Origin of the sequence: Myroides sp. DF42-4-2 (assembly GCF_030326445.1) — a bacterium.
Lineage (GTDB): Bacteria > Bacteroidota > Bacteroidia > Flavobacteriales > Flavobacteriaceae > Flavobacterium.
This window is the reverse complement of record NZ_JACAKI010000001.1, coordinates 44,428-66,009: the sequence shown is the minus strand read 5'-3', so window position 1 is coordinate 66,009 and position 21,582 is coordinate 44,428. Positions and strand designations below refer to the sequence as shown.

Genomic DNA, 21,582 nt, shown 5'->3' with positions numbered 1-21,582 from the left:
CACATCACTATTCACCCCCTAACTACTCAAGCTAGTTTTTAAAAATGCGTTTATTCCAAACAATTAAGATTCCAACTCCAACTGAGATGGCAGTATCAGCAAAATTGAAAATAGCATTAAAAAAGGTGAAATACTTGCCGCCCCAAATAGGAAGCCATTCAGGCAAATAACCGCGCCAAATTGGGAAGTATAGCATATCGACTACTTTTCCGTGAAATAAGGTGCCATACGGTTGATCAGAGAACAATGTTGCCAATTGATGTGTACTATCGTTGAAAATAACGCCGTAAAAGATCGAATCTATAATATTACCCACTGCACCTGCTAAAATTAACGATATAGCCACAATCAAGTAATTAGACAGCTTCTTCTTGATAGAATCTTGCAACCACCATCCTATACCGAACACAGCAAAAATTCTAAATAGAGTTAAGGCTAGTTTTCCATAGTCACCAGGAAGTGCAACTCCCCAAGCCATACCTTCATTTTCTATAAAATGTATTCTAAACCAATCAAAGACAAAAATCTCTTCGTCTAACAAAAAATTCGTTTTGATATAAATCTTTGACCATTGATCGATAATTAAAATTATAGCAACTAGGAAATAGGCTTTCTTTAATGACATTTTTTTTCTCTTTTACACGCAAATGTAAACGATTTTAGGTGATAAAAAAAACGCTCTTTTAGTAAAAAGAGCGTTGTTTTATTGATTTATCGTTGCATATTTTTTGCTTCAATACTCATGGTTGCATGTGGAACTAATTTTAATCGTTCTTTATCGATTAATTTTCCGGTTACTTTACACAAGCCATAGGTTTTATTTTCAATGCGAATCAATGCATTTTTTAAATCGCGAATGAACTTCTCTTGGCGGATAGCCAATTGTGAATTTGCCTCTTTGGACATCGTTTCACTACCTTCTTCAAATGCTTTAAACGTAGGAGATGTATCATCTGTCCCATTGTTTAAATCATTCATATATGCACTCTTGATCAATTCTAAATCAGCTTGTGCTTTTTCAATTTTAGCTTGAATCAACTCTTTGAATTCTGCCAACTCTGCGTCAGAATAACGTACTAATTCGCCAGTCTCTTTCATAATTTTAATTTTATTTTAAAATTAATACTCGCGTTTTCAGCTCATCAAACTCTACATCTATACCGTTTTCTAATGTTTCAACAAATTCTAATGTATGAGTTAATGTTTCAGATTTTATGTAATCCTCATTTGCTAAAACAGCTTCTCTTATTTCTACTACATCTTGCAATGTAACTTTTACTTTGTCTGTTACTTCAAAACCACAGTCTTTTCTAATATTCTGAATGCGGTTTACTAATTCCCTAGCAATTCCCTCTTTACGCAATTGCTCTGTGATGGTGATATCTAGTGCAACCGTAATTCCTCCTTCATTTGCTACCAACCATCCTTCGATATCTTGAGAAGTGATCTCAACGTCCGAAAGTGTTAATATAATACTTTTTTCCGTTAATTTTAAAATAATTTCTCCATTTTTCTCAATCTCAGAAATATTTTCTTGGGTGAAATTCTGTATTTCCTTAGCAATCAATCCCATATCTTTTCCAAAACGCGGTCCTAAGGTTTTGAAATTAGGTTTGATTTGTTTCACCAAAATCCCAGAAGCATCATCCAACAGCTCAATTTCTTTTACATTAACCTCCGCTTTGATCAAATCCTCTACTGCTAAGATCTCCAAACGTTGATTTTCATCTAAAATTGGGATCATAATTCGCTGTAAGGGTTGACGTACTTTGATCATTTCTTTTTTGCGCAAAGAAAGAACCAAAGAAGAAATAATTTGAGCTTTGTGCATTCTGCTTTCCAATCCGGCATCAACGAAAGACGCATCGAATTTAGGGAAATCAGCCAAATGTACAGATTCAGCATGTTCTTTGTTCGTTACAGATGTTAAGTCTCTGTAAAGTCTATCCATAAAGAATGGAGCAATCGGAGCGCCTAATTTCGACACCGTAATCAAACAGGTGTACAAGGTTTGATAGGCTGCAATTTTATCTTGTGCATACTCCCCTTTCCAGAATCTTCTACGACATAAACGCACGTACCAGTTACTCAAGTTTTCGGTTACAAATTCCGTAATTGCTCTTGCTGCACGAGTTGGTTCGTATTCTCCGTAGCATTCATCTACTTTTTGCACCAAGGTATTCAATTCCGATAGGATCCAACGGTCAATTTCTGGACGGTCCTTTACTGGAACCTCAGCCTCTGAATAGTTAAATCCGTCAATATTGGCATACAGTGAAAAGAAGTTATAGGTATTATACAAGGTTCCGAAGAACTTTTTTCTTACTTCTGTTATTCCTTCTAAATCGAACTTTAAGTTATCCCATGGATTCGCATTGGAAATCATATACCAGCGCGTTGCATCTGGACCATGTTCAGCTAATGTTTCAAAAGGATCGATGGTATTGCCTAAACTCTTAGACATCTTCAATCCGTTTTTATCTAATACTAAACCGTTAGATACTACGTTTTTATATGCCTTGGTATCAAAGACCAAAGTAGCAATTGCGTGAAGGGTATAGAACCATCCACGAGTTTGATCCACCCCTTCTGCGATAAAATCAGCGGGATAAGCGCCATTTTGATCCACCAATTCTTTATTTTCAAAAGGATAATGCCATTGGGCATATGGCATAGATCCTGAATCAAACCATACGTCGATTAGATCTGCTTCACGATACATTGGCTTGCCACTAGGAGAAACTAATACGATGGAATCAACCACATTTTTATGCAAGTCAATTTTGTCGTAGTTTTCTTCTGACATATCGCCTACCACAAATCCTTCATATGGATTGTTCTCTTGGAAACCAGCAGCTTTTGATTTTGCAATCTCCGCCACCATTTCCTCTACAGAACCGATGATCAATTCTTCGGTTTTATCTTCTGTTCTCCAGATCGGAAGTGGAATACCCCAATAGCGCGAACGAGACAAGTTCCAGTCGTTGGCATTTTTCAACCAATTTCCAAAACGCCCTTCTCCTGTTGCTTTGGGTTTCCAGTTTATTGTTTCATTCAGTTCGAACATGCGGTCTTTAACTTCCGTGATTTTGATAAACCAAGAATCTAATGGATAGTACAACACCGGTTTATTCGTTCTCCAACAATGTGGATAACTGTGTACGTATTTCTCTACTTTGAATGCTTTATTTTCTTCTTTTAATTTAATAGCCAGCTCAACATCAACTGAGCGTTCTGGTGCCTCTCCTTCATCATAATATTCATTCTTAACGTATTTTCCACCAAATTCCTCTCCCATTTCTTTGACAAATCGACCTTGAAGGTCAACCAATGGCACAGGATTTCCTTCTGCATCTAGGATTAACATGGCAGGTACTTCTGGTGTAGCTTCTTTAGCTACTTTGGCATCATCGGCACCAAATGTAGGCGCTGTATGCACAATACCTGTACCGTCTTCCGTTGTTACGAAATCTCCCGCAATTACTCTAAATGCATGTTCTGGATTTTGGTAAGGCAACGTATACGGCAATAACTGCTCGTATTTAATCCCTACTAAATCCGCTCCTTTGAAGGATTTAACGATAAAATATGGTATCTTTTTATCTCCCTCTTGATAAGCTGCTACTTCATCCGCTGTTTCTACAGCTGAAAATTTTCCAGCAAATTGTTTACCCACTAATGCGCTAGCCAAAACAACTTGAATCGGTTCGCCCGTATATTGGTTAAATGATTGAACCAATACATAGTCAATTTTAGGTCCAACGGTTAAAGCAGTATTCGATGGCAACGTCCAAGGAGTCGTTGTCCAAGCCAAGAAGTGAATAGTGCCCATTCCTTGTAGAAAGTCAGGAAGGGTTGTTTCAACTGCTTTAAACTGGGCAACAACAGTAGTATCTGTTACATCTTTATAAGCCCCTGGCTGGTTGATCTCATGAGAAGACAATCCTGTACCCGCTTTAGGCGAATACGGTTGGATCGTATATCCTTTGTACAATAAATTCTTATCGTAAATCTGCTTCAACAACCACCATACAGATTCCATATATTTCGGCTTATAGGTTACATATGGATCTTCCATATCTACCCAATATCCCATCTGTTGTGTCAATTCATTCCACAAGTCGGTATAGCGCATAACGGTGCGCTTACAAGCTTGGTTATATTCTTCGATGGTAATCTTTACCCCGATATCTTCTTTTGTAATTCCTAATTCCTTCTCTGTACCTAACTCAACAGGCAGTCCATGTGTATCCCAACCTGCTTTTCGCTTAACTTGAAATCCTTTTTGCGTTTTATATCGACAAAAAATATCTTTAATCGTACGAGCCATTACGTGGTGAATACCAGGTTTTCCATTAGCTGAAGGCGGTCCCTCAAAAAATACAAAAGGCTTGTTACCCTCTCTCGTACTAATACTTTTTTCGAATATGGATTGTTCTTTCCAAAACGTTAGCATCTCAGATGCTACCCCTGACATATCAAGATTCTTATATTCTGTAAATTTAGTGCTCATCGTTATTATTCTACTATTTTTTAATCAATTGGGCGAATTTACGCATTTTCATTTAATTACAACTCAAATTATTGCTACTAAAAAGCGCAAAAAAAAGCATTTTTGAATGATTTTGAGTTTTTGAAAGCCTGAGAAGCAATAAAAAGTAGAGCGTATGAGCTTGGGGAGATTTGTTCTTTGGGTAATACTCCCTTGTTCCTTTGCCGATTGCTGTGTAAACAGAATCTAGGCATGTGAGTTTCTTCCATTTAGAAAAGAACAGCAAGTGTTGATTACCCAAAACTAGGTCAAGAGAATACCTCTTTCAGTATTTCTAGGGATTTTGGTTTCTTGAAGCCCGTAAAGTGCACTTCATAATACTTCATCAAAAGAGCTAATAGGGTTTTTCGATCGCGGGCAGAAAATATTTTTTGATCCGATTCAAAACCTAAGCGCAAGAGTCGCTTAAACAAAAAAGTTTCCTCACCATCAAAACAACTAGAGGCGTGTACATCAGTAAAAACGCCTTCTATCCAATCGAAGTAATGGCAATCAATCTCAGAAGCATCAGGGTAAAATCCGAGGTATTTTGTCAACTCCACAAGGAGTAACAGGTGAAAATTAGCCGTCTCGTCATGCGTGTCTAGCCAAAGTAAAGCGGCTTCAACAAAGGTGTAGAATTGTTCATCTCTTTCTTGTTCGCTCACAATCATGCTCAAAATCTCGCTGACGAAAAGAGCAATGCTATTTTTGGAGAAATCGTAGTAGATTGTTTGGTACACTTGGTCCACTTTAATTTCTTTAAAATACTCCATTCCGCCTTTATTTTTATAGGTGAACGCAATATCCAACAACATCAAGGGCTGAAAATACGCGATTTTCTGTGCATTTTTCCCTTTTGCAAAAGCGTTGCGAACAAAAAAAGTTTGAATTCCCACTTCTTTTGTCAAACACTTTACAATCAAGCTTTTATCTTGATATTTAATCGACTGCAGAACGATGGCCTTTGTTTGTACAACCATTAGCGGATGATCATTAATTTTTTAACTTTTGTATTGTTGTGGTCTGCAGAAGATACCATCATCAAATACACCCCTGATCCCACTCTTTTTCCGTTAAACGCATGGGTGTCCCACACCACGGTTCCACCATTGGATGTAGCTTCAAAAACTAAATTCCCTTCGATATCCGTAATTTTAACGACGGAGCGATCCATCAATCCAACAAGGCGTACTTCTCCTAAATATTCAGGGCGTACAGGGTTGGGATATGCATAAAAAGAGCTATTGCTCTCTTGTCCTTCGGAAGAATCACCCATAAATGAAACCACCCCCAAATCCGTTGCAAAAAAAACTTCTCCCGCTATTGGATCTACGGCAATATCGTTAATTGTATTACTCGGCAAAGGCGAATTGTCTTTCGTAAAATGATGTATAATTTCCCTTCCAGTTGGAGCAACTAAGAACACCCCTGCATCGGCTATGGCTACCCATTTTTTATTCGCTCCATCAACCTCTATTTTAGTGATATATTGTTGATAAAAAAGCTCTTCTGCAATACCATTTTCCTCTATAACAATATTGGTTGGCTTGAGGTTAGTGGTCTGTAAAAATTGATTGACATTTTGGATGACACGCAAGCCCTTATTGGTGCCAATCCAAAGTTGATTGTTTTTATCCAAAGCCAAGGTACTGACATTATTAGAGGGTAGTGTCCCTAAATCCGTATTAAACGAGGCGAGTCGATTGTTCTTTGTTTCGTTAAACGCCACCAATCCATCTTCTAAAGAGGGAATCCATTTGGTGTTGTTCTTATCGATGACCAATCGCCCGTAATTACCTCTTTTGTAGTCGAACATCCCTGTAGTAGTTGCATAGGATTCCCATTTGTCATTTGCCTCTCTCTTTTTCAATGCGCGTCTCACAAAATTATTCGTCATCCACAATTTACCTTGTGTATCAAAGACAACTCCATTTACACGTACACTGGCATAACCAGGAGGAAAGGATGGGTCCTCTGGGTCAATTTCCAGATTTTCCAACCCCGTAGTCCCCGTATTTTCGTGATTCCACAAGCTAACTTCACTCGTACTAATCGTATTGGGATTTAATTTGATTTGTAGCAATCCGGAGTGATAAGACCCCACGAACAATTCGTTTTCATTTTTAGGATTTAACGCCGCATAGGTTAACGCTCTAGCGTCTTTTAATTGGTCAAAGGAGATAAATTCCCATCCTTTTTTCTTGTTAAAATAGCTCAATCCTCTTGCGGTTAACCCTGGTACATAGGGATTATAAGTATTTTTATCATATCCACCACTGATAAACCAGGTTCCAGCTCGCGTGGCAAGCAAGGAGAAAATACGGTTCGATTCTGGCCCATCAGGAGAAAGTGATTCCCGTTGTCCCGATTTAGACAGCTGCACTAATCCAGCATAACTACTACCGAGATAGTAGTCTCCTTTAACCTCAACCACATCAATAAGGTTGTGCTGCTGCGCTACTTCCACGAGTTGATTCCCTGCGTGTAGAGCATAAGCACTGGAAGGGGTAATAACCAAAAGGTTACCCGCTTCATTTTTATTGAAACTCACAAGAGGCTCCTCCAACGTCGCTATTTCGCGTACTTGATTGGGTTGGGTCAACTGATACAACACGGGGTCTTCCGTAGCACTTAGAAACAATTCCTCATTCCTAACATAAGCTCGTTGCCATTTTGGGCTAGGTTCCCAAGTCGTCCATTGCCTATAATCCACTTTATTTGGATGTTGCAAATCCACTTGTTTGATTCCCTCAGCAGTAATTGCTACCAAATCTTTACTAGTTGCTACGACATCTCGTACTGCTGTATTCTTCCCGTTTTGTCCAATGTAATAGCTATCGCCAAAAACGTTGTTCGACAGGTTAAAAACACTAATTCCATAATTCGTCCCGATATACACCTCTCCTTTTACTTCCAAGAACGCGTTAATTCTTCGCTCAGATTGTTGCAAGGATGGTTTATTCTTTATGTCTAAGATGGAGCGGAAGCGATCGCTTTTTAAATCGAAGACCAACAAACTCCCATCTTCGCTTCCTACTAGTAGTTTTTGGTGTACCTCACTAAAGTAAAGCGCGGTAATACTACTGGTTTTTAGTCCACTAACCGAATTGTATACCTCCACACTAGCACTGTTCACATTATAGCGCAACAAAGCAGAGGGAGTTGCTCCAAAGACAACATCTCTTCCTTGAGTTAATGCAACTAATTCTTTATAAGAAAAATAGCTACTCCACTTGGTGTTTTCTTGTCCTCTCAAACTTGTAACCACCAAAAACAGCAAACAAATGAATCCTTTGATTTTCATACAGACTATTTACAATCAAACAAATATACTATTATCGAAAGAAATAAAGAGAGATTCTCCCAATTTTGCGACTCGTTCAAAACGAAAACAAACGCCTCTGATAGAAACTCCACCAAACCACACCCACAACTTCCACTTAACTTTTCATCTCTTTTTCTCCAGCAACAGTATACACTTTTCACCTTTTAACCCAAAAATTCAGCTATATCTTAAAAAAAATAAAAATAAAATGCATTATAAAAAACAAAATAGTAGTAAATTCACTAATTGAAACTTTTAGTAAAAACGGCAAGATAATTGTGAGCAATCGTTAATTAAGCAACCCCTTTATGAGACACAGTATTTCACTTTTGTTGCTAGGACTCGGTTTAATGTGCAGTAGTTGCATTAAAGACGAGGAGTTAGACACAGATGCAGACATTCTAGAAGCTTATATTCCTACGGAATATTTGAAGATGGATCCCATTATTACCAATACCTCGGTAGAATTTCGCGTAAAATCGAATGTTGATTTAGAAAAGCAAACGCCTTTTTTCATTGTGTCGCCCAATGCAACGATGGATCCACCCAATGGAGTAACAAGGGACTTTACTACGGCGCAAAAGGTTGTGGTTACTGCCCAAGATCAGCGTTGGAAAAAGACCTATCTGGTGAGTTTTACCAGTGATGAATTAGGCACTTTTTACGATTTTAACAATGCGGAGCTCACGGATCGAAATCGCTACTACCGTTTTTATGAGATTGGCTCCAATGGAGAAAAAATATACGATTGGGACAGTGGAAACCAAGGCTATGCGACCATTGCAGGCTCAACCCCTCCAGAAGACTATCCCACAACAGTGGCTCAAGGTCGTCGTGGAGGATTGGCGGTAAAGATGCAAACGGTATACACTTCAAACTTTGCGGCTGCAACTGGTAATCCAATCGCTGCAGGCAATTTATTTTTAGGACAATTTAAACTCAATCCTTTTAATACGCTAAAATCCACTCGCTTTGGCTTACCCTATTCAGGGGCACTTCCACAAACCCTCCGCGGGGTATACAAATATACACCTGGTGAAAAGGTAACGGATGAAGATTATAATGAAGTTGTGGGTGCGCGAGATTCTTTTGATATCTATGCCATTATTTTTGAATTGCAAAAAAAAGACAACTACTTAACAGGGGATCACGATTTTGTTGATCCTAGAAATGTTGCGATTGCGCGAATTGCAGCAGCAGATCGCTTGGAAACGACAACTTGGTCCACCTTTAGCATTCCCTTTACTCTTGTACCAGGAAAAACATATGATCCCAATAAAGATTATATGATTGCTATTGTGATGACCTCTAGTATAGATGGCGCCGCTTTTAAAGGCGCTATTGGAAGCACCTTATTTGTTGATGAAATAGAATTAGTGTATGAAAAAGAATAATACCTTTCTATATCTGCTGTTGGCTAGCCTTATTGCGCTTCCCTATGGCTTATTTGCTCAATCTATTGAACCTGTTTTATCTGAAAAAGAAAACACATCTTCTTTTTCAGTATTTTTCAAAAAAAACACCACCTATCAAGCCCGAGCACAGTTTAGTATTGGCGGTAGTACCCCTTTGGGTATTCCGGCTCAAATTCGAGAAATAAACAGCTACAACCCTACGCTGCAATTGGGATTGGAAGTAAATGCCACCAAATGGTTAACAGATGAACACAAATGGGGAATACGAACAGGGCTTCGTTTTGAAGGACGCGGTATGCGAACCGATGCGCGCGTTAAAAATTACTATACGCAAATTGATGGTGATGATGGCAAGCAAACCAAAGGATACTTTACAGGGAACGTCAAAACAAAGATGAAAAACTCCTACATCACCTTTCCTGTACTTGCCGTCTATCAGGTCAATGAGAACTGGAACGTCTATGGCGGATTCTATCTCTCTGGTTTGATCGATAAGGATTTTACGGGTTATGTATACGATGGAGTCCTACGTGAAGGCAATCCTATTGGAACTCCTGTTGAATTTCAAGATGGCGCGAGAGGAGAATACGACTTTTCTTCCGACTTAAATCGATTTCAATGGGGAACTGCTTGGGGTTTCGAATACAAAGCAAACAATCATTTGCGCTTGTTTTCTGATCTCAATTGGGGTTTAAATAACCTGTTTAAAAAAGATTTTGAAGCGATCTCCTTCTCGATGTACAGCATCTATTTGAATGTGGGCTTTGGCTATCAATTCTAATTTTACAGCCGCTACATCCGACGTATCAAGTACTATTACTACTGAGATTGTATCTATTCTCAGTCCGTAGTACGTCATTTTGTCAAAAAAAACAGTTTTACACCAAAGGAACTGCGATTTTTATATCTATTTTCTTTGTTATTCACATCAAAAAACACAATATACCAACCTAAATAGCAAAAAACGTATTTTCTCGTTAATATAGCGTAAATTTGATTTTATTAGTTACGCCAGTGTTACTGTTGTATGAATAAAACATTAATAAACACATGTCAACGATGAGAAACAAATCCTATTTCTTATCCCTATTATTGCTAATAGGGATCTTTTTTTCATCTTGTATCAAAGATGAAGCATTAAATACAGAAGCTGATATTGAAACGGCGAGCATCAGCAAAGAATTTTTATTAACCGCTCCCATAATCACCAACAACAAAATAACATTTAGGGTATCCAAATCGTTAGATTTAACCCAAGTAGCACCCAATTTTACTTTAACAAAAGGAGCTAGCATAGTACCAGCAAACGGAACAGTGCGCGATTTTAGTCAAGGTCCATTAATGTATCGAGTGACCTCAGAAAATCAGAATTGGAGTAAAAACTATATCGTAGAATTTATCAATGCAGAAATTTCTACTATTTATCACTTCGAAACCTTCAGAGAAGAAGTTGGTGGTTTCTACGGAGCAGATTATTACCATATCATTTCTGAGATGGGACTAGATAAAGACGGAAATGAGATAAAACTATTTGACTGGGCGAGTGGAAACCCAGGTTATGTTTTGACTGATGGAGATCCTGATAATGCAAAAAAACCAAGTGATTTCCCTACCTCAGTTACCCCAGATGGATTTATTGGAAATGGTATTAAGTTAACTACCTTATCTACAGAACCTCTAGGCCCTATAATGGGTAGCCCACTAGCTGCTGGAAACTTGTTTTTAGGAGAATTTGATTTAGCTACTGCTGTTTCAAAACCTTTAAAAGGAACCAAATTCGGCTATGATTTTAACTATGAACCAACTGTTTTTAGAGGATTCTTTAAATATACGAAGGGGAAAGACTTCCAAATAAACAACAAAGAAAAGAATAAACTAAGTGAAGATCGTTGGGATGCCTATGCTATCTTATTTGAAGGTGATACGGAGGACTTCTTATACGGGGATCACGATTTTATCGATGAGAAAATTGTCTCTATTGCTCGTGTACCAGATGAGTTAAAAAAAGAAACAAATACTTGGACCTTATTTGAAATACCATTCACTTATGTAGAAGGAAAGTATTACGATAGTAGTAAAAAATACAAACTAGCCATTGTATTCTCCTCAAGTGAAGAAGGTAGTTTGTTCAATGGCGCTATTGGCAGTACCCTTTATATTGATGAAGTTGAAATTTTAAAGAACTAATTTAACTAGACGGAAATGAATATAAAATTTATCTATACCATATTGGTTTTCTCTTTAGGTCTATCGACTTATGCTCAACAAGAAGAACCGAAAAACCAACATTTTTTCAATCACAACGTAACCTATCAAGTTCGTTCCCAATTTAGTATTGGTGGAGCAGCACCTCTAGGTTTACCCCGTGAAATACGCAAAATAAAAAGTTATAATCCTACCCTTCAATTAGGAATGGAAGCCAATATGACGAAATGGTTGTCTGACGACCACCAATGGGGGATACGCTTGGGAATCCGAGTGGAAGGAAAAGGAATGAAAACAGACGCAAGAGTAAAAGATTACGTAACGGAAATTAATTACAATGGCGCTTATGTAAGGGGGCATTTTACGGGAGATGTAAAAACTGAAATCCGCAATACTTATCTGACTGTTCCTGTATTAGCTACCTACACTATTAATGATCAATGGAATGTTTACGGTGGATTGTATTTTTCTACTTCTATCGATCAATCATTTGATGGGTATGTATATGATGGTTACTTGAGACAAACAGACCCAACAGGGCAAAAACTAATTTTTCAAGATGGAAAAAAAGCAGATTATGACTTTTCCAATCATGTTAATACGTTCCAATGGGGATCACAAGTTGGAGCAGAGTGGAAAGTCAATCAACACTTCTTTTTATTTGCTGATGCAACTTATGGGTTCAACAGCTTGCTAGATCGAGATTTTGACGCCATTTCCTTTACCATGCACAATATATACTTGAACCTAGGTTTTGGTTATCAATTCTAATAAAAAAACTCGATCTTTTTCAAGATCGAGTTTTTTTTATGATTTATAGATTTATTTAATTTTTTAGTACTTCACTTGCAACATCTGTATTACCATCGATACTATCCAAATCCAGCGACAAACCTAATATCTTGGCAATGATTGGATAAATGTGTACGTTTTCAAAAGACGCAATTTTATTCTTCTCACGAATTTGAGGTCCAAAGGCTAAAAATAGTGCATGCATCTCACGCACCACGTTAGGATCATAGCCATGGCTGCCCGCCAAAGGTCTATTCGTAAAATAGTAAGGCGCATTTGCAGTTAACACAATATCTCCTACTCGATTAAAGCGGTCATCCTCTTTGCCAAAATGGTACTCTTTCGGCAAGTCTTCTTTTAAGAATACTTGCATATATTTAGGATCGGCTTCTTGTTTTGCAAGGGTATACCATTTCTTAATATCCTTGTGATTTTTAACAAAAATGCTCACAAAAGTTCCATTCGAAGCAATAGTTAATTCTTTTTCATTCACCTCAAACGGCACTTTTAACAAGGTTTTTTGATCCAACTCTAACATACCGTGATCAGAGACTACAAATAAATTGATTGGTAGTTCCGATTCTTTAATTATTTGATACAGTTGCTCTACTGCTTTGTCAACTTGTTGTACGGCCTCAAGTGTTTCTTTAGCGTCAGGACCAAATCGATGTCCCGCATGATCCACCTCTGGCATATAAAAAGTAATAAAATGAGGTCTTTGTTCTTCTGGTAATTTCAACCACGCTCTCACTCCTTCTAAGCGATCATCTATACTCGTTTTCTCGCTGTACTTGTAGTAGTAAGTAGGCAGTACCGACTGAATAGGAGCCTCAGATCCTGGCCAATAGTAACAAGCACTCAACATTCCTTGTTGTTCAGCTAAAACCCACAAAGGCGTACCCCCATACCATTTGGCATTGGTCACTGCTGCTGCATTCCCTAAAGAATAGCGTTCTTGCGTTTTAGGATCGTACATGGTATTTCCTACTAACCCATGGTGTCCAGGGTACAATCCGGTTACAATGGAATAGTGGTTGGGAAATGTAACAGAAGGATAGGACGGAATTAACGATTCTGCAATTGTTCCTTGCTCCCCTAACTTGCGCAAGAAATTTGCGTGATGCTTTTCTATATAATCATAGCGAAAACCATCCAAGGAAACCAAAATTACATAAGGCTTCTTTTGCTGTTCATCTGTATTTTTTCTGTTTTCGATAATGATTTGCTTTTCTACATCTTGCGCTTGTGCAGTAAAACTAACCCCCACAAGAAACAAGGTCATCATCGACAATGCGAATTTTTTCATGGCTACTGAAATTTATAATATCAAATATCAACAGATTAATTTACACACACAAAGTAATTGCGTAATTTTAGCTTTTGGTAGTTAAAAAAAAAGAAAACAAATGAAAAATATCGGCATACTCGGTTGTGGTTGGTTGGGATTACACCTAAGTCAACATCTTATAAATAAGAATTATACAGTAAAGGGATCGACCACAAGTCCAGCTAAATTAGCGGAATTAAAGGCAATAGGCATCGATTCCTATCTCGTAAACTTGCAAGATACAGAAGAAGCACAGCTTCACGAATTTTTAGAAGATCTAGACACTTTAATTATCACCATTCCTCCGATTCGAGGAGAAGAAAGTACGCTTTATCAAGCTAGTTTTCAGCGCTTAATTCCCTATTTACAACAACATAAAGTCGAAAAGGTAATCATGATGAGCTCTGTGTCGGTTTATGCGCCTAGTGAGACTCCAATAGCCGAATCTTGTACGGCATATAGCAATGACCCGACGAGCCGACAAATTTTAGCAGCAGAAGAAGTTTTAAATCGTGCCACTGGGTTGACGAGTTGTATTTTGCGTCTAGGTGGTTTATTTGGTCCCGACCGAAAACCGGTTCGCTATATAGTCAACCGCGGTATGCTCGATAATCCGGACCTACCGATCAACATGATCCACCTCAACGATATTATTCAATTTACCACCGCTTTGATCGAACAAGGCTTCGATTCTAATGTTGTTTACAATCTAGTGTCTCCTCAGTATAAAAACCGATTGGATTATTACTCCAAAGAGGCCAATGAACTGGGATTAACACTTCCACCACTAGGGGATAACGATTGGAAAACACATCGCGAAATAAAAGGGGATCGCATTGTACAACAAACGGGAATCCAGTACCAAACAACATAAAAAAAAGGAGGCTAACAAACCTCCTTTTTCTATTTAATCTAAAATCATTTCTGGGATATCTCCCGATATAATTAACTCGACTTCCGTTGCTTTGACAATGTCCTCAACAGAAACACCGGGTGCTCTTTCTAACAATTTAATTCCATTTGGCGTAACTTCCATTACGGCCAATTCAGTAACAATTTTCTTGACACAACCTACACCTGTTAATGGTAGAGAACACGACTTTAATATCTTTGATTCTCCTGCTTTATTTACGTGCATCATCGCAACAATAATATTTTCAGCAGAAGCAACTAAATCCATAGCTCCTCCCATTCCCTTTACCATTTTTCCAGGAATCTTCCAGTTGGCAATATCTCCGCCTTCCGATACTTCCATGGCTCCTAAAATAGTCAAATCCACGTGCTTTCCGCGAATCATTCCGAAACTTGTTGACGAATCAAAAAAGGAAGCCCCTGGTAGAGTCGTTATGGTTTGTTTTCCCGCATTAATTAAATCTGGATCCTCTTCGCCTTCATAAGGGAAAGGTCCCATGCCTAAAACGCCGTTTTCACTTTGAAAATCAACATTCATTCCTTCTGGTACATAATTAGCAACAAGCGTTGGAATACCAATACCTAAGTTTACAAAAAATCCGTCTTGTAATTCTTTTGCGATGCGTTTAGCAATACCTACTTTATCTAACATACTATTTCTTTAAACGATTGATTGGTTATTTTCTTTGACGAACAGTGCGTTGTTCAATTCTCTTCTCGTACTTTTCACCTTGAAAAATGCGTTTAACAAAAATACCCGGTACGTGAATTTCATTTGGATCTAAAGCTCCGATTGGCACTAATTCTTCTACTTCTGCTACCGTAATTTTACCAGCTCCAGCCATACACTCATTAAAGTTTCTCGCCGTCCCTTTGAAGATTAAATTTCCTGCTTCGTCTCCTTTCCACGCTTTGACAATGGAAAAATCAGCTTCAAAAGCTTCCTCCATAATATGGGGTTTACCATGAAAAACACGTACTTCTTTTCCTTCAGCCACTTCTGTTCCATACCCTGCTGGTGTAAAAAAAGCAGGAATTCCCATCTTAGCAGCTCTACATTTCTCTGCTAAAGTCCCCTGTGGAGTCAACTCTACATTAAGTTCTCCAGACAACATTTGACGTTCAAACTCTGCGTTCTCTCCCACATAAGAAGAAATCATTTTGTCAATTTGGCGTTTTTGCAACAACAAACCTAGACCAAAATCATCCACTCCAGCGTTGTTAGAGATACACGTTAAGCCTTTAACATTCATGCGAACAAGCTCTGCGATTGAGTTTTCTGGTATTCCACACAATCCAAAACCACCAAGCATTATCGTCATATTATCTTGAACATCAGCCAATGCTTCTTGAACATTAGCTACTTTTTTATTTATCATAATCTCTGGTTTAATTAACTGCTCTAAAATATAAAAAAAACGCCTTTAAAAAAAGGCGTTTTCAATATTAGAAATCAAATTCATTTGTATCAAGTTCGTCGTCTGCTTTATCGGTTTCTTGTAGCACTTTTGAACAGTCAACGCGGATGGACAATCCTTGCGGTACTTCAAATGCACTTTTAGAAACATTCAGAGTTTTATCTGCATAGCACTTATTCATATACAAGCCCCAAATTGGCAGCGCCATTGTCGCTCCTTGTCCGTAAAGCATCGTATCAAAGTGTGCTGCTCTATCGTCATTACCTACCCACACTCCTGTTGCTAAATTAGGTACCATACCGATGAACCATCCATCACTTTGATTTTGGGTTGTTCCGGTTTTCCCTGCGATTGGATTGGTGAACTTATACGGATGTCCTGTTACGCGTTTGTACCCTGGTCCTTGCCAAGTTGTGCGCAAACGAACCCCAGAACCACTCTCCGTTACCCCTTCGAGTAATTTCACAACAGTATATGCTACGTCTTTACTCAAGACATCTTTTGTTTCTGGTACCGCATTAAATAGAATCACTCCATTTTTATCTTCGATGCGCGTTACAAAAATAGGCTTTACGTAAATTCCTTGGTTAGCAAATGTACTGTAGGCTGCCACCATATCACTCACCGTAATATCAACCGCACCTAAAGCAATCGCTGGACTTTGTGGTATATCTGCAGAAATCCCTAAATCACGAGTCATATTGACCACGGCTTTAGGCCCTACTTTGTCCATTAGCTTAGCTGTAATCGTATTAACTGACCCTGCTAAGGCTTGTTTTAAAGTCATAATACCTTTATAACTTCTATTTGAGTTTTGAGGAGACCAATCTTGCCCAATCCCGTATCTTCCTTTCGGCATAGTAAACGGTGAATCGATAATCGAGTCGCAAGGCGAATAGTGCAATTGTTCAATAGCCGTGGCATATACAAATGGTTTAAATACGGAACCAACCTGTCTTGCTCCTTGTCCTACGTGATCATATTGGAAGTGCTTGTAGTTGATTCCACCAACCCACGCCTTAATATGACCCGTTTGAGGTTCCATCGACATCATTCCCGTTTGCAAGAAATGCTTGTAATACACAATTGAATCTCTTGGTGTCATCACTGTATCGATTTCACCTTTCCACGAAAAAATACGCATATCCGTTTTCACGGCAAAAGACTTGAGGATTTCATCATCTGATTTACCCGCATCTTTCATTTGACGCCAACGCTCAGAAGTTTTCATTGCACGCATGATAATCGCTTCTGTATCTGCGGCTGAAATATTGTAAAAAGGTGCGTTTTTATTTTTCTTTTGACGAATAAAAAACTCTTCTTGTAAATTGCTAATATGCTGTTGTACAGCTTCTTCTGCATATTTCTGCATACGCGAATCGATTGAAACATAAATTTTCAATCCATCGCGATAAATATCGTAAGTTGTTCCGTCTTTTTTCGGGTTTTCTTTTACCCAACGGCGCATATAATCACGCAAATATTCTCTAAAGTAAGTGGCAATACCCTCTCTGTGACTCTCTGGTGTAAAGTGCAACGACAGCGGTTCACCTTGTAAGCGAACGCTCTCCTCTTGGGCAATAAACTCGTTTTTAGCCATTTGATGCAAGACGACATTTCTTCTTTTTTGCACCAATTCGGGTCTGCGAACGGGATTGTAGTACGCTGGATTCTGAAGCATTCCCACTAACATGGCCGCCTCATCAATGGTTAAGTCTTTCGGTTCTTTGCCTAAATAAACTTTGGCCGCAGAGCGAATTCCAACGGCATTATTCACAAAGTCCGCTTTGTTCAAATACATCGTCAAGATTTCCTCTTTGGTGTACTGACGTTCTAACTTAACAGCAATTACCCATTCCTTAGCTTTTTGGGTAATACGCTTAGCCAAGTTACGCGATCCTTCTCCGTGGAACAATAACTTCGCCAACTGTTGAGTAATCGTACTCGCACCACCACTGCTTCCTACAGAAGTTACCGCACGTAAGGTTCCTCTTGCATCAATTCCCGAGTGTCCATAGAAACGCTCATCTTCAGTAGCGATCAACGCTTGAACCAAATGAGGGGGTAAATCTTCGTATTTGACAGGTACGCGATTTTCTAAATAAAACTTTCCTATCGTCTTTCCATCTGAAGAGATGATTTCCGTTGCAACGTTACTCGATGGGTTTTCCAACTCATCAAACGTAGGCATTGCTCCAAAAACGCCCCAAGAAGCACAAAGGAAAAATAGTACAAGGGCAACACCTAAGCCCAAAAAAGCGATCCAAAAAGCAACTAAATACTTCTTGAAACCAGGTGTTTTTTTACTCGTTTGTTTTTTGTTATTCATACAATTTTTAAGAAACTTATTCTGCTTTTTCGATTCTAAATCCGACTTCACTAATCCCCTTTAACTCAGGCACTCCCTCTACATCACCTAGCGCGCGGACAGCCTGTTCTAGCGTTAATTTGTGTTTTCCCACTTGATCAAAAACGAAATTTTCTTTCAACCACAACTTGCTCTCTTTTACATCAGAAAAGCCAGTGCCTAAAAGAGCGCCATTGGGATCTGCCATTTGAAATTGAATGGTGTCAATGACAATTTCCGAATTGGGTTTATACAATTTAGAAATTACAAACAAATTGCTGAAAGGATACTCGTTATTGACCCTTACATTCATAAACAGATTGTTGGCCGTCAGCGTATCCTGAACATCCCAAACAAATGTTTTGACATCTTGTCTTTCCCAAACTCCTTTGGTAGGCTGAAACTCGTCAAAAACCACTTTTTCGTCGTGTTGACAACTCATCAATAGGCCTAACGAAAGACTTAACGCTAAATAAAGACTATTTATTTTCACCGTCTTGTTTATTAGTTGGGTTTGTATTTGGATTTGCTGGACGAGGCTTTCTAGGCTTCGGTTTATTGGAACGCGGTTTTTGATTCTTCCCCTTAGTATCCTCTCCTCCAGCCTCATTATTCCCCTTGGGTTCGCTGTTTCCTTTTGGCTCTCTATTTCCGCGGTTTTTCTCCGGTCTTCCTTCTCCTCGATCTTCCGCTTTTCGATCCGGTCTTCCTTCAGGTCTTCCCTCTGTTTTAGCTTTTCGCTCTGGTCTTCCCTCAGATCTTCCCTGAGATTTACCTTGAGACTTACCTCTTTCAGTTCGACCTTCCACTTTGCGTTCTCCCTCTTTTGCAACTGGTCTTTCTCGTCCCTCTGCATTTTTATTTCGGGTTCTCGGTCTGCGTTTTTTATCGTCTTTATCGTTGGACGATTCTCTTTCTTCTCCTGCTTTTGCAGCAGTAGAAGACGCTCCTCGCTCAGCTGATTTCCCCTTCGGTTTGCTATTCTTCTTTCTGCGCTTAGGCTGATCAAAACGCGTGACGCTATCTTGTTCAACTGCACTTTGGAAATGATCATTATCTGTAGAAATATCCTCGCTATAACTCTCTAATTCGTTTCCTTTTTCATTTTGCGCATTCAAGGCCAAGATCTCTTTCACTTGTTCTGCTGTCAAAACATACCAATTGGCAGAATTATTCGCATAAGCAAACCACATCTGCCCCTTGAAAATATCAATTTTTTGACAAAAAGCGATACCTTTTACTGTCATTAATTTTGTATCCGAATCAGGCATATCTTTTAATGCCTCTAAATACGTGTCTAGCTCAAAGTTTAAACAACATTTTAGTTTACCGCACTGACCCGCTAATTTTTGTGGGTTTAACGATAGTTGTTGATAACGAGCTGCTGCTGTATTCACACTTCTGAAATCCGTTAACCAAGTAGAACAACAAAGCTCTCTTCCACAAGAGCCAACCCCGCCTAAACGCGCTGCTTCTTGTCGGAATCCCACCTGTTTCATCTCAATTCGAATACTAAATTCTCTTGCGAATTCTTTGATTAACTGTCTAAAATCGACACGCTCACTCGCTGTATAATAAAACGTCGCTTTTGATCCATCTCCCTGAAATTCAACATCTGATATTTTCATTTCAAGATTTAGGTTGATTGCAATTTCTCTTGCTCTCATTCGAACAGGCTCTTCTTTTTCTCGAACCTCCTGCCAAATATCGATGTCTTTTTGTGTTGCTTTTCGATAGATTTTCAAGATTTCTCCTGTTTCATCTACTTTCTTTTTTTTCATTTGAACTTTTACAAGTTCTCCTACCAATGAAACGATCCCCACATCGTGTCCTGGTGATGTTTCCGTTGCAACAATATCCCCCATTGCTACAGTCATCCCACTAGGATAGCGATAAAAATCTTTTCTTCCGTTCTTAAATCGAACCTCAACTATATCAAAAATGCTGTCTGAATTTGGATAAACCATATTGGACAACCAATCAAAAACTGATAATTTATTACAGCTATCTGTTCCGCATGTTCCTTTACTCTGACACCCTCTGGGTACGCCATTACTATCTGTCTTCGTTGAACAATTTGTACAAGCCATTTGTGTATTTATGTATTTATATATTTGATCCTCCACTAATCAGGAGGAATTATTTTCTCACTTTTCGTTGTAAAGATACTATTTTTTTATAGGCTACTTCAAGAATTTTTTAGTTGTAATAATTAGCTCTTTTACTTTGAAAAAATAAAATACTGCCGATTTCTCTATTTTATTAGCCAAAAAAAGGAAGTATCCCTAATGCAAGTCAATGAACCGTTAGGATCGTTCAGGCGTATGTCTTGGATTATCGCCTAGATATTGAACATTTATTTCTACTTTTGGACTGCTAATACACAATTCAATATGGAGGAACAAATAATTGGAATTATGGGCGCCATTCCCCAGGAAGTAGATGGGATTATCGCTATTTTACAAGATAAGACGGCAACAACGATTGGCAATCGCACCTATTACCAAGGATTTCTTGGCAAACAACAAGTCGTGGTTGTCTACTCGCGTATTGGAAAAGTTGCTGCATCAGCAACTGCATCGGCATTACTGTTGCATTTCCACGTGAGTGAAATTATATTTATTGGGGTTGCAGGTGGTATAGCTCCACATATCCAAGTGGGTGATGTTATCATCGCCAAAGATTTAATTCAGTATGACATGGATGTTTCTCCTTTGCGACCAAAATACGAGATTCCCTTACTCAACAAAACCTATTTTGAAACCAGTATACCAAGGTCTAATCAAGTGAAGCAACACATCGAAAACTTCCTTGACCCTGCTGTACTGCGCACTAAGATTGCAGCAGATGAGTTGAAAAAATTCGCCATCGACCAGCCCAAAGTATACATTGGTACAATTGGCAGTGGCGATCAATTTTTTTCTACGGATTTGCAAAAAGAAAGCTTACAACAAGCCTTGCCCCATGTTCTTTGCGTGGAAATGGAGGGCGCTGCTGTAGCGCAAATCTGCTATGAATACGGCATCCCTTGTACTGTGATTCGAACCATCTCTGACAAAGCTAATCAAGAAGCTAGCTTTAGCTTTGAATCTTTTGTTGAGAAAGTCTCTCAAGTATATGGACAAGAGATTATCGAAACCCTCTTTCAATAGCACTTTCAACCACCAACAGCAAGGATCTAAAAAGCCTAAATAGATAAAACCTCGTCTACAAAAGACGGGGTTTTTTCGTCCAATGGCATTCGCTCTTCCATATCCAGTGACTCCATCAATATACAGAAGCTAAATATACACCCTGTGGACACAGC

The 21,582-nt window shown here is 38.7% G+C and carries 17 protein-coding genes; 6 read left to right on the top strand and 11 right to left on the bottom strand.

Annotated elements, in window-relative coordinates; all coding sequences use genetic code 11:
• Positions 1–31 precede the first annotated feature (31 nt).
• From HX062_RS00280 to porZ, 5 genes are all read right to left on the bottom strand, one after another.
• Positions 32–625 (bottom strand): lipoprotein signal peptidase, encoded by a 594-nt coding sequence (locus tag HX062_RS00280; RefSeq protein ID WP_182625927.1) that lies wholly within the window; start codon positions 623–625, stop codon positions 32–34.
• Positions 626–711: 86 nt separating this feature from the next.
• Positions 712–1,098 carry a TraR/DksA family transcriptional regulator gene (locus HX062_RS00275; protein WP_002988912.1) on the bottom strand — a complete coding sequence of 129 codons (387 nt, stop codon included), beginning with the start codon at positions 1,096–1,098 and terminating at the stop codon, positions 712–714.
• 10 nt (positions 1,099–1,108) lie between these two features.
• Complete coding sequence (ileS, locus tag HX062_RS00270; RefSeq protein ID WP_286465807.1) at positions 1,109–4,513, bottom strand: isoleucine--tRNA ligase; 3,405 nt, start codon at positions 4,511–4,513, stop codon at positions 1,109–1,111.
• A gap of 287 nt (positions 4,514–4,800) precedes the next feature.
• A complete protein-coding gene (gene recO / locus HX062_RS00265) occupies positions 4,801–5,514 on the bottom strand; it encodes a DNA repair protein RecO (protein WP_182625929.1) in 714 nt (237 codons plus the stop codon).
• On the bottom strand, positions 5,514–7,838 hold the full coding sequence (porZ, locus tag HX062_RS00260) for a type IX secretion system anionic LPS delivery protein PorZ (RefSeq protein WP_182625930.1): 2,325 nt from the start codon (positions 7,836–7,838) through the stop codon (positions 5,514–5,516). Before porZ ends, recO begins: the two co-directional genes overlap by 1 nt.
• Before the next feature lie 329 nt (positions 7,839–8,167).
• Here porZ and HX062_RS00255 point away from each other — a divergent pair, with 329 nt between their 5' ends.
• The 4 genes from HX062_RS00255 to HX062_RS00240 all read left to right on the top strand — a co-directional run bounded on the left by HX062_RS00255 (position 8,168) and on the right by HX062_RS00240 (position 12,250).
• Positions 8,168–9,253, top strand: a complete 1,086-nt coding sequence (locus HX062_RS00255; protein ID WP_182625931.1) for a PCMD domain-containing protein — start codon at positions 8,168–8,170, stop codon at positions 9,251–9,253.
• Positions 9,240–10,055, top strand: a complete 816-nt coding sequence (locus HX062_RS00250; RefSeq protein WP_182625932.1) for a porin family protein — start codon at positions 9,240–9,242, stop codon at positions 10,053–10,055. Before HX062_RS00255 ends, HX062_RS00250 begins: the two co-directional genes overlap by 14 nt.
• Before the next feature lie 278 nt (positions 10,056–10,333).
• Complete coding sequence (locus tag HX062_RS00245; protein ID WP_182625933.1) at positions 10,334–11,461, top strand: PCMD domain-containing protein; 1,128 nt, start codon at positions 10,334–10,336, stop codon at positions 11,459–11,461.
• Positions 11,462–11,476: 15 nt separating this feature from the next.
• Positions 11,477–12,250, top strand: coding sequence for a porin family protein (locus HX062_RS00240; protein ID WP_182625934.1), 774 nt, complete (start codon positions 11,477–11,479; stop codon positions 12,248–12,250).
• A gap of 55 nt (positions 12,251–12,305) precedes the next feature.
• Here HX062_RS00240 and HX062_RS00235 read toward each other — a convergent pair whose 3' ends face one another.
• Entirely contained in the window at positions 12,306–13,577 is a 1,272-nt protein-coding gene (locus HX062_RS00235; protein ID WP_182625935.1) for an alkaline phosphatase family protein, read from the bottom strand.
• 100 nt (positions 13,578–13,677) lie between these two features.
• Here HX062_RS00235 and HX062_RS00230 point away from each other — a divergent pair, with 100 nt between their 5' ends.
• Positions 13,678–14,472 (top strand): NAD(P)H-binding protein, encoded by a 795-nt coding sequence (locus HX062_RS00230; RefSeq protein ID WP_182625936.1) that lies wholly within the window; start codon positions 13,678–13,680, stop codon positions 14,470–14,472.
• 33 nt (positions 14,473–14,505) lie between these two features.
• On the opposite strand, the gene HX062_RS00225 is transcribed toward HX062_RS00230, so the two are convergent.
• The 5 genes from HX062_RS00225 to HX062_RS00205 form a co-directional block, all read right to left on the bottom strand.
• Positions 14,506–15,162 (bottom strand): CoA transferase subunit B, encoded by a 657-nt coding sequence (locus HX062_RS00225; RefSeq protein ID WP_182625937.1) that lies wholly within the window; start codon positions 15,160–15,162, stop codon positions 14,506–14,508.
• A gap of 25 nt (positions 15,163–15,187) precedes the next feature.
• On the bottom strand, positions 15,188–15,889 hold the full coding sequence (locus HX062_RS00220) for a CoA transferase subunit A (RefSeq protein ID WP_182625938.1): 702 nt from the start codon (positions 15,887–15,889) through the stop codon (positions 15,188–15,190).
• Positions 15,890–15,956: 67 nt separating this feature from the next.
• A complete protein-coding gene (locus tag HX062_RS00215; RefSeq protein WP_182625939.1) occupies positions 15,957–18,257 on the bottom strand; it encodes a penicillin-binding protein 1A in 2,301 nt (766 codons plus the stop codon).
• A 16-nt stretch (positions 18,258–18,273) separates the two neighbouring features.
• Entirely contained in the window at positions 18,274–18,768 is a 495-nt protein-coding gene (locus HX062_RS00210) for a gliding motility lipoprotein GldH (RefSeq protein ID WP_286465792.1), read from the bottom strand.
• Positions 18,755–20,365, bottom strand: a complete 1,611-nt coding sequence (locus tag HX062_RS00205) for a regulatory iron-sulfur-containing complex subunit RicT (RefSeq protein WP_286465790.1) — start codon at positions 20,363–20,365, stop codon at positions 18,755–18,757. Before HX062_RS00205 ends, HX062_RS00210 begins: the two co-directional genes overlap by 14 nt.
• 303 nt (positions 20,366–20,668) lie before the next feature.
• On the opposite strand from HX062_RS00205, the gene HX062_RS00200 reads away from it, so the two are divergent.
• A complete protein-coding gene (locus HX062_RS00200) occupies positions 20,669–21,427 on the top strand; it encodes a 5'-methylthioadenosine/adenosylhomocysteine nucleosidase (RefSeq protein WP_182625941.1) in 759 nt (252 codons plus the stop codon).
• Positions 21,428–21,582: the final 155 nt, after the last annotated feature.

Coding starts and splice junctions, on each gene's coding strand:
- HX062_RS00280 (WP_182625927.1), bottom strand. CDS start 625: ATGTCATTAAAGAAAGCCTATTTCCTAGTTGCTATAATTTTAATTATC.
- HX062_RS00275 (WP_002988912.1), bottom strand. CDS start 1,098: ATGAAAGAGACTGGCGAATTAGTACGTTATTCTGACGCAGAGTTGGCA.
- ileS (WP_286465807.1), bottom strand. CDS start 4,513: ATGAGCACTAAATTTACAGAATATAAGAATCTTGATATGTCAGGGGTA.
- recO (WP_182625929.1), bottom strand. CDS start 5,514: ATGGTTGTACAAACAAAGGCCATCGTTCTGCAGTCGATTAAATATCAA.
- porZ (WP_182625930.1), bottom strand. CDS start 7,838: ATGAAAATCAAAGGATTCATTTGTTTGCTGTTTTTGGTGGTTACAAGT.
- HX062_RS00255 (WP_182625931.1), top strand. CDS start 8,168: ATGAGACACAGTATTTCACTTTTGTTGCTAGGACTCGGTTTAATGTGC.
- HX062_RS00250 (WP_182625932.1), top strand. CDS start 9,240: ATGAAAAAGAATAATACCTTTCTATATCTGCTGTTGGCTAGCCTTATT.
- HX062_RS00245 (WP_182625933.1), top strand. CDS start 10,334: ATGAGAAACAAATCCTATTTCTTATCCCTATTATTGCTAATAGGGATC.
- HX062_RS00240 (WP_182625934.1), top strand. CDS start 11,477: ATGAATATAAAATTTATCTATACCATATTGGTTTTCTCTTTAGGTCTA.
- HX062_RS00235 (WP_182625935.1), bottom strand. CDS start 13,577: ATGAAAAAATTCGCATTGTCGATGATGACCTTGTTTCTTGTGGGGGTT.
- HX062_RS00230 (WP_182625936.1), top strand. CDS start 13,678: ATGAAAAATATCGGCATACTCGGTTGTGGTTGGTTGGGATTACACCTA.
- HX062_RS00225 (WP_182625937.1), bottom strand. CDS start 15,162: ATGTTAGATAAAGTAGGTATTGCTAAACGCATCGCAAAAGAATTACAA.
- HX062_RS00220 (WP_182625938.1), bottom strand. CDS start 15,889: ATGATAAATAAAAAAGTAGCTAATGTTCAAGAAGCATTGGCTGATGTT.
- HX062_RS00215 (WP_182625939.1), bottom strand. CDS start 18,257: ATGAATAACAAAAAACAAACGAGTAAAAAAACACCTGGTTTCAAGAAG.
- HX062_RS00205 (WP_286465790.1), bottom strand. CDS start 20,365: ATGGCTTGTACAAATTGTTCAACGAAGACAGATAGTAATGGCGTACCC.
- HX062_RS00200 (WP_182625941.1), top strand. CDS start 20,669: ATGGAGGAACAAATAATTGGAATTATGGGCGCCATTCCCCAGGAAGTA.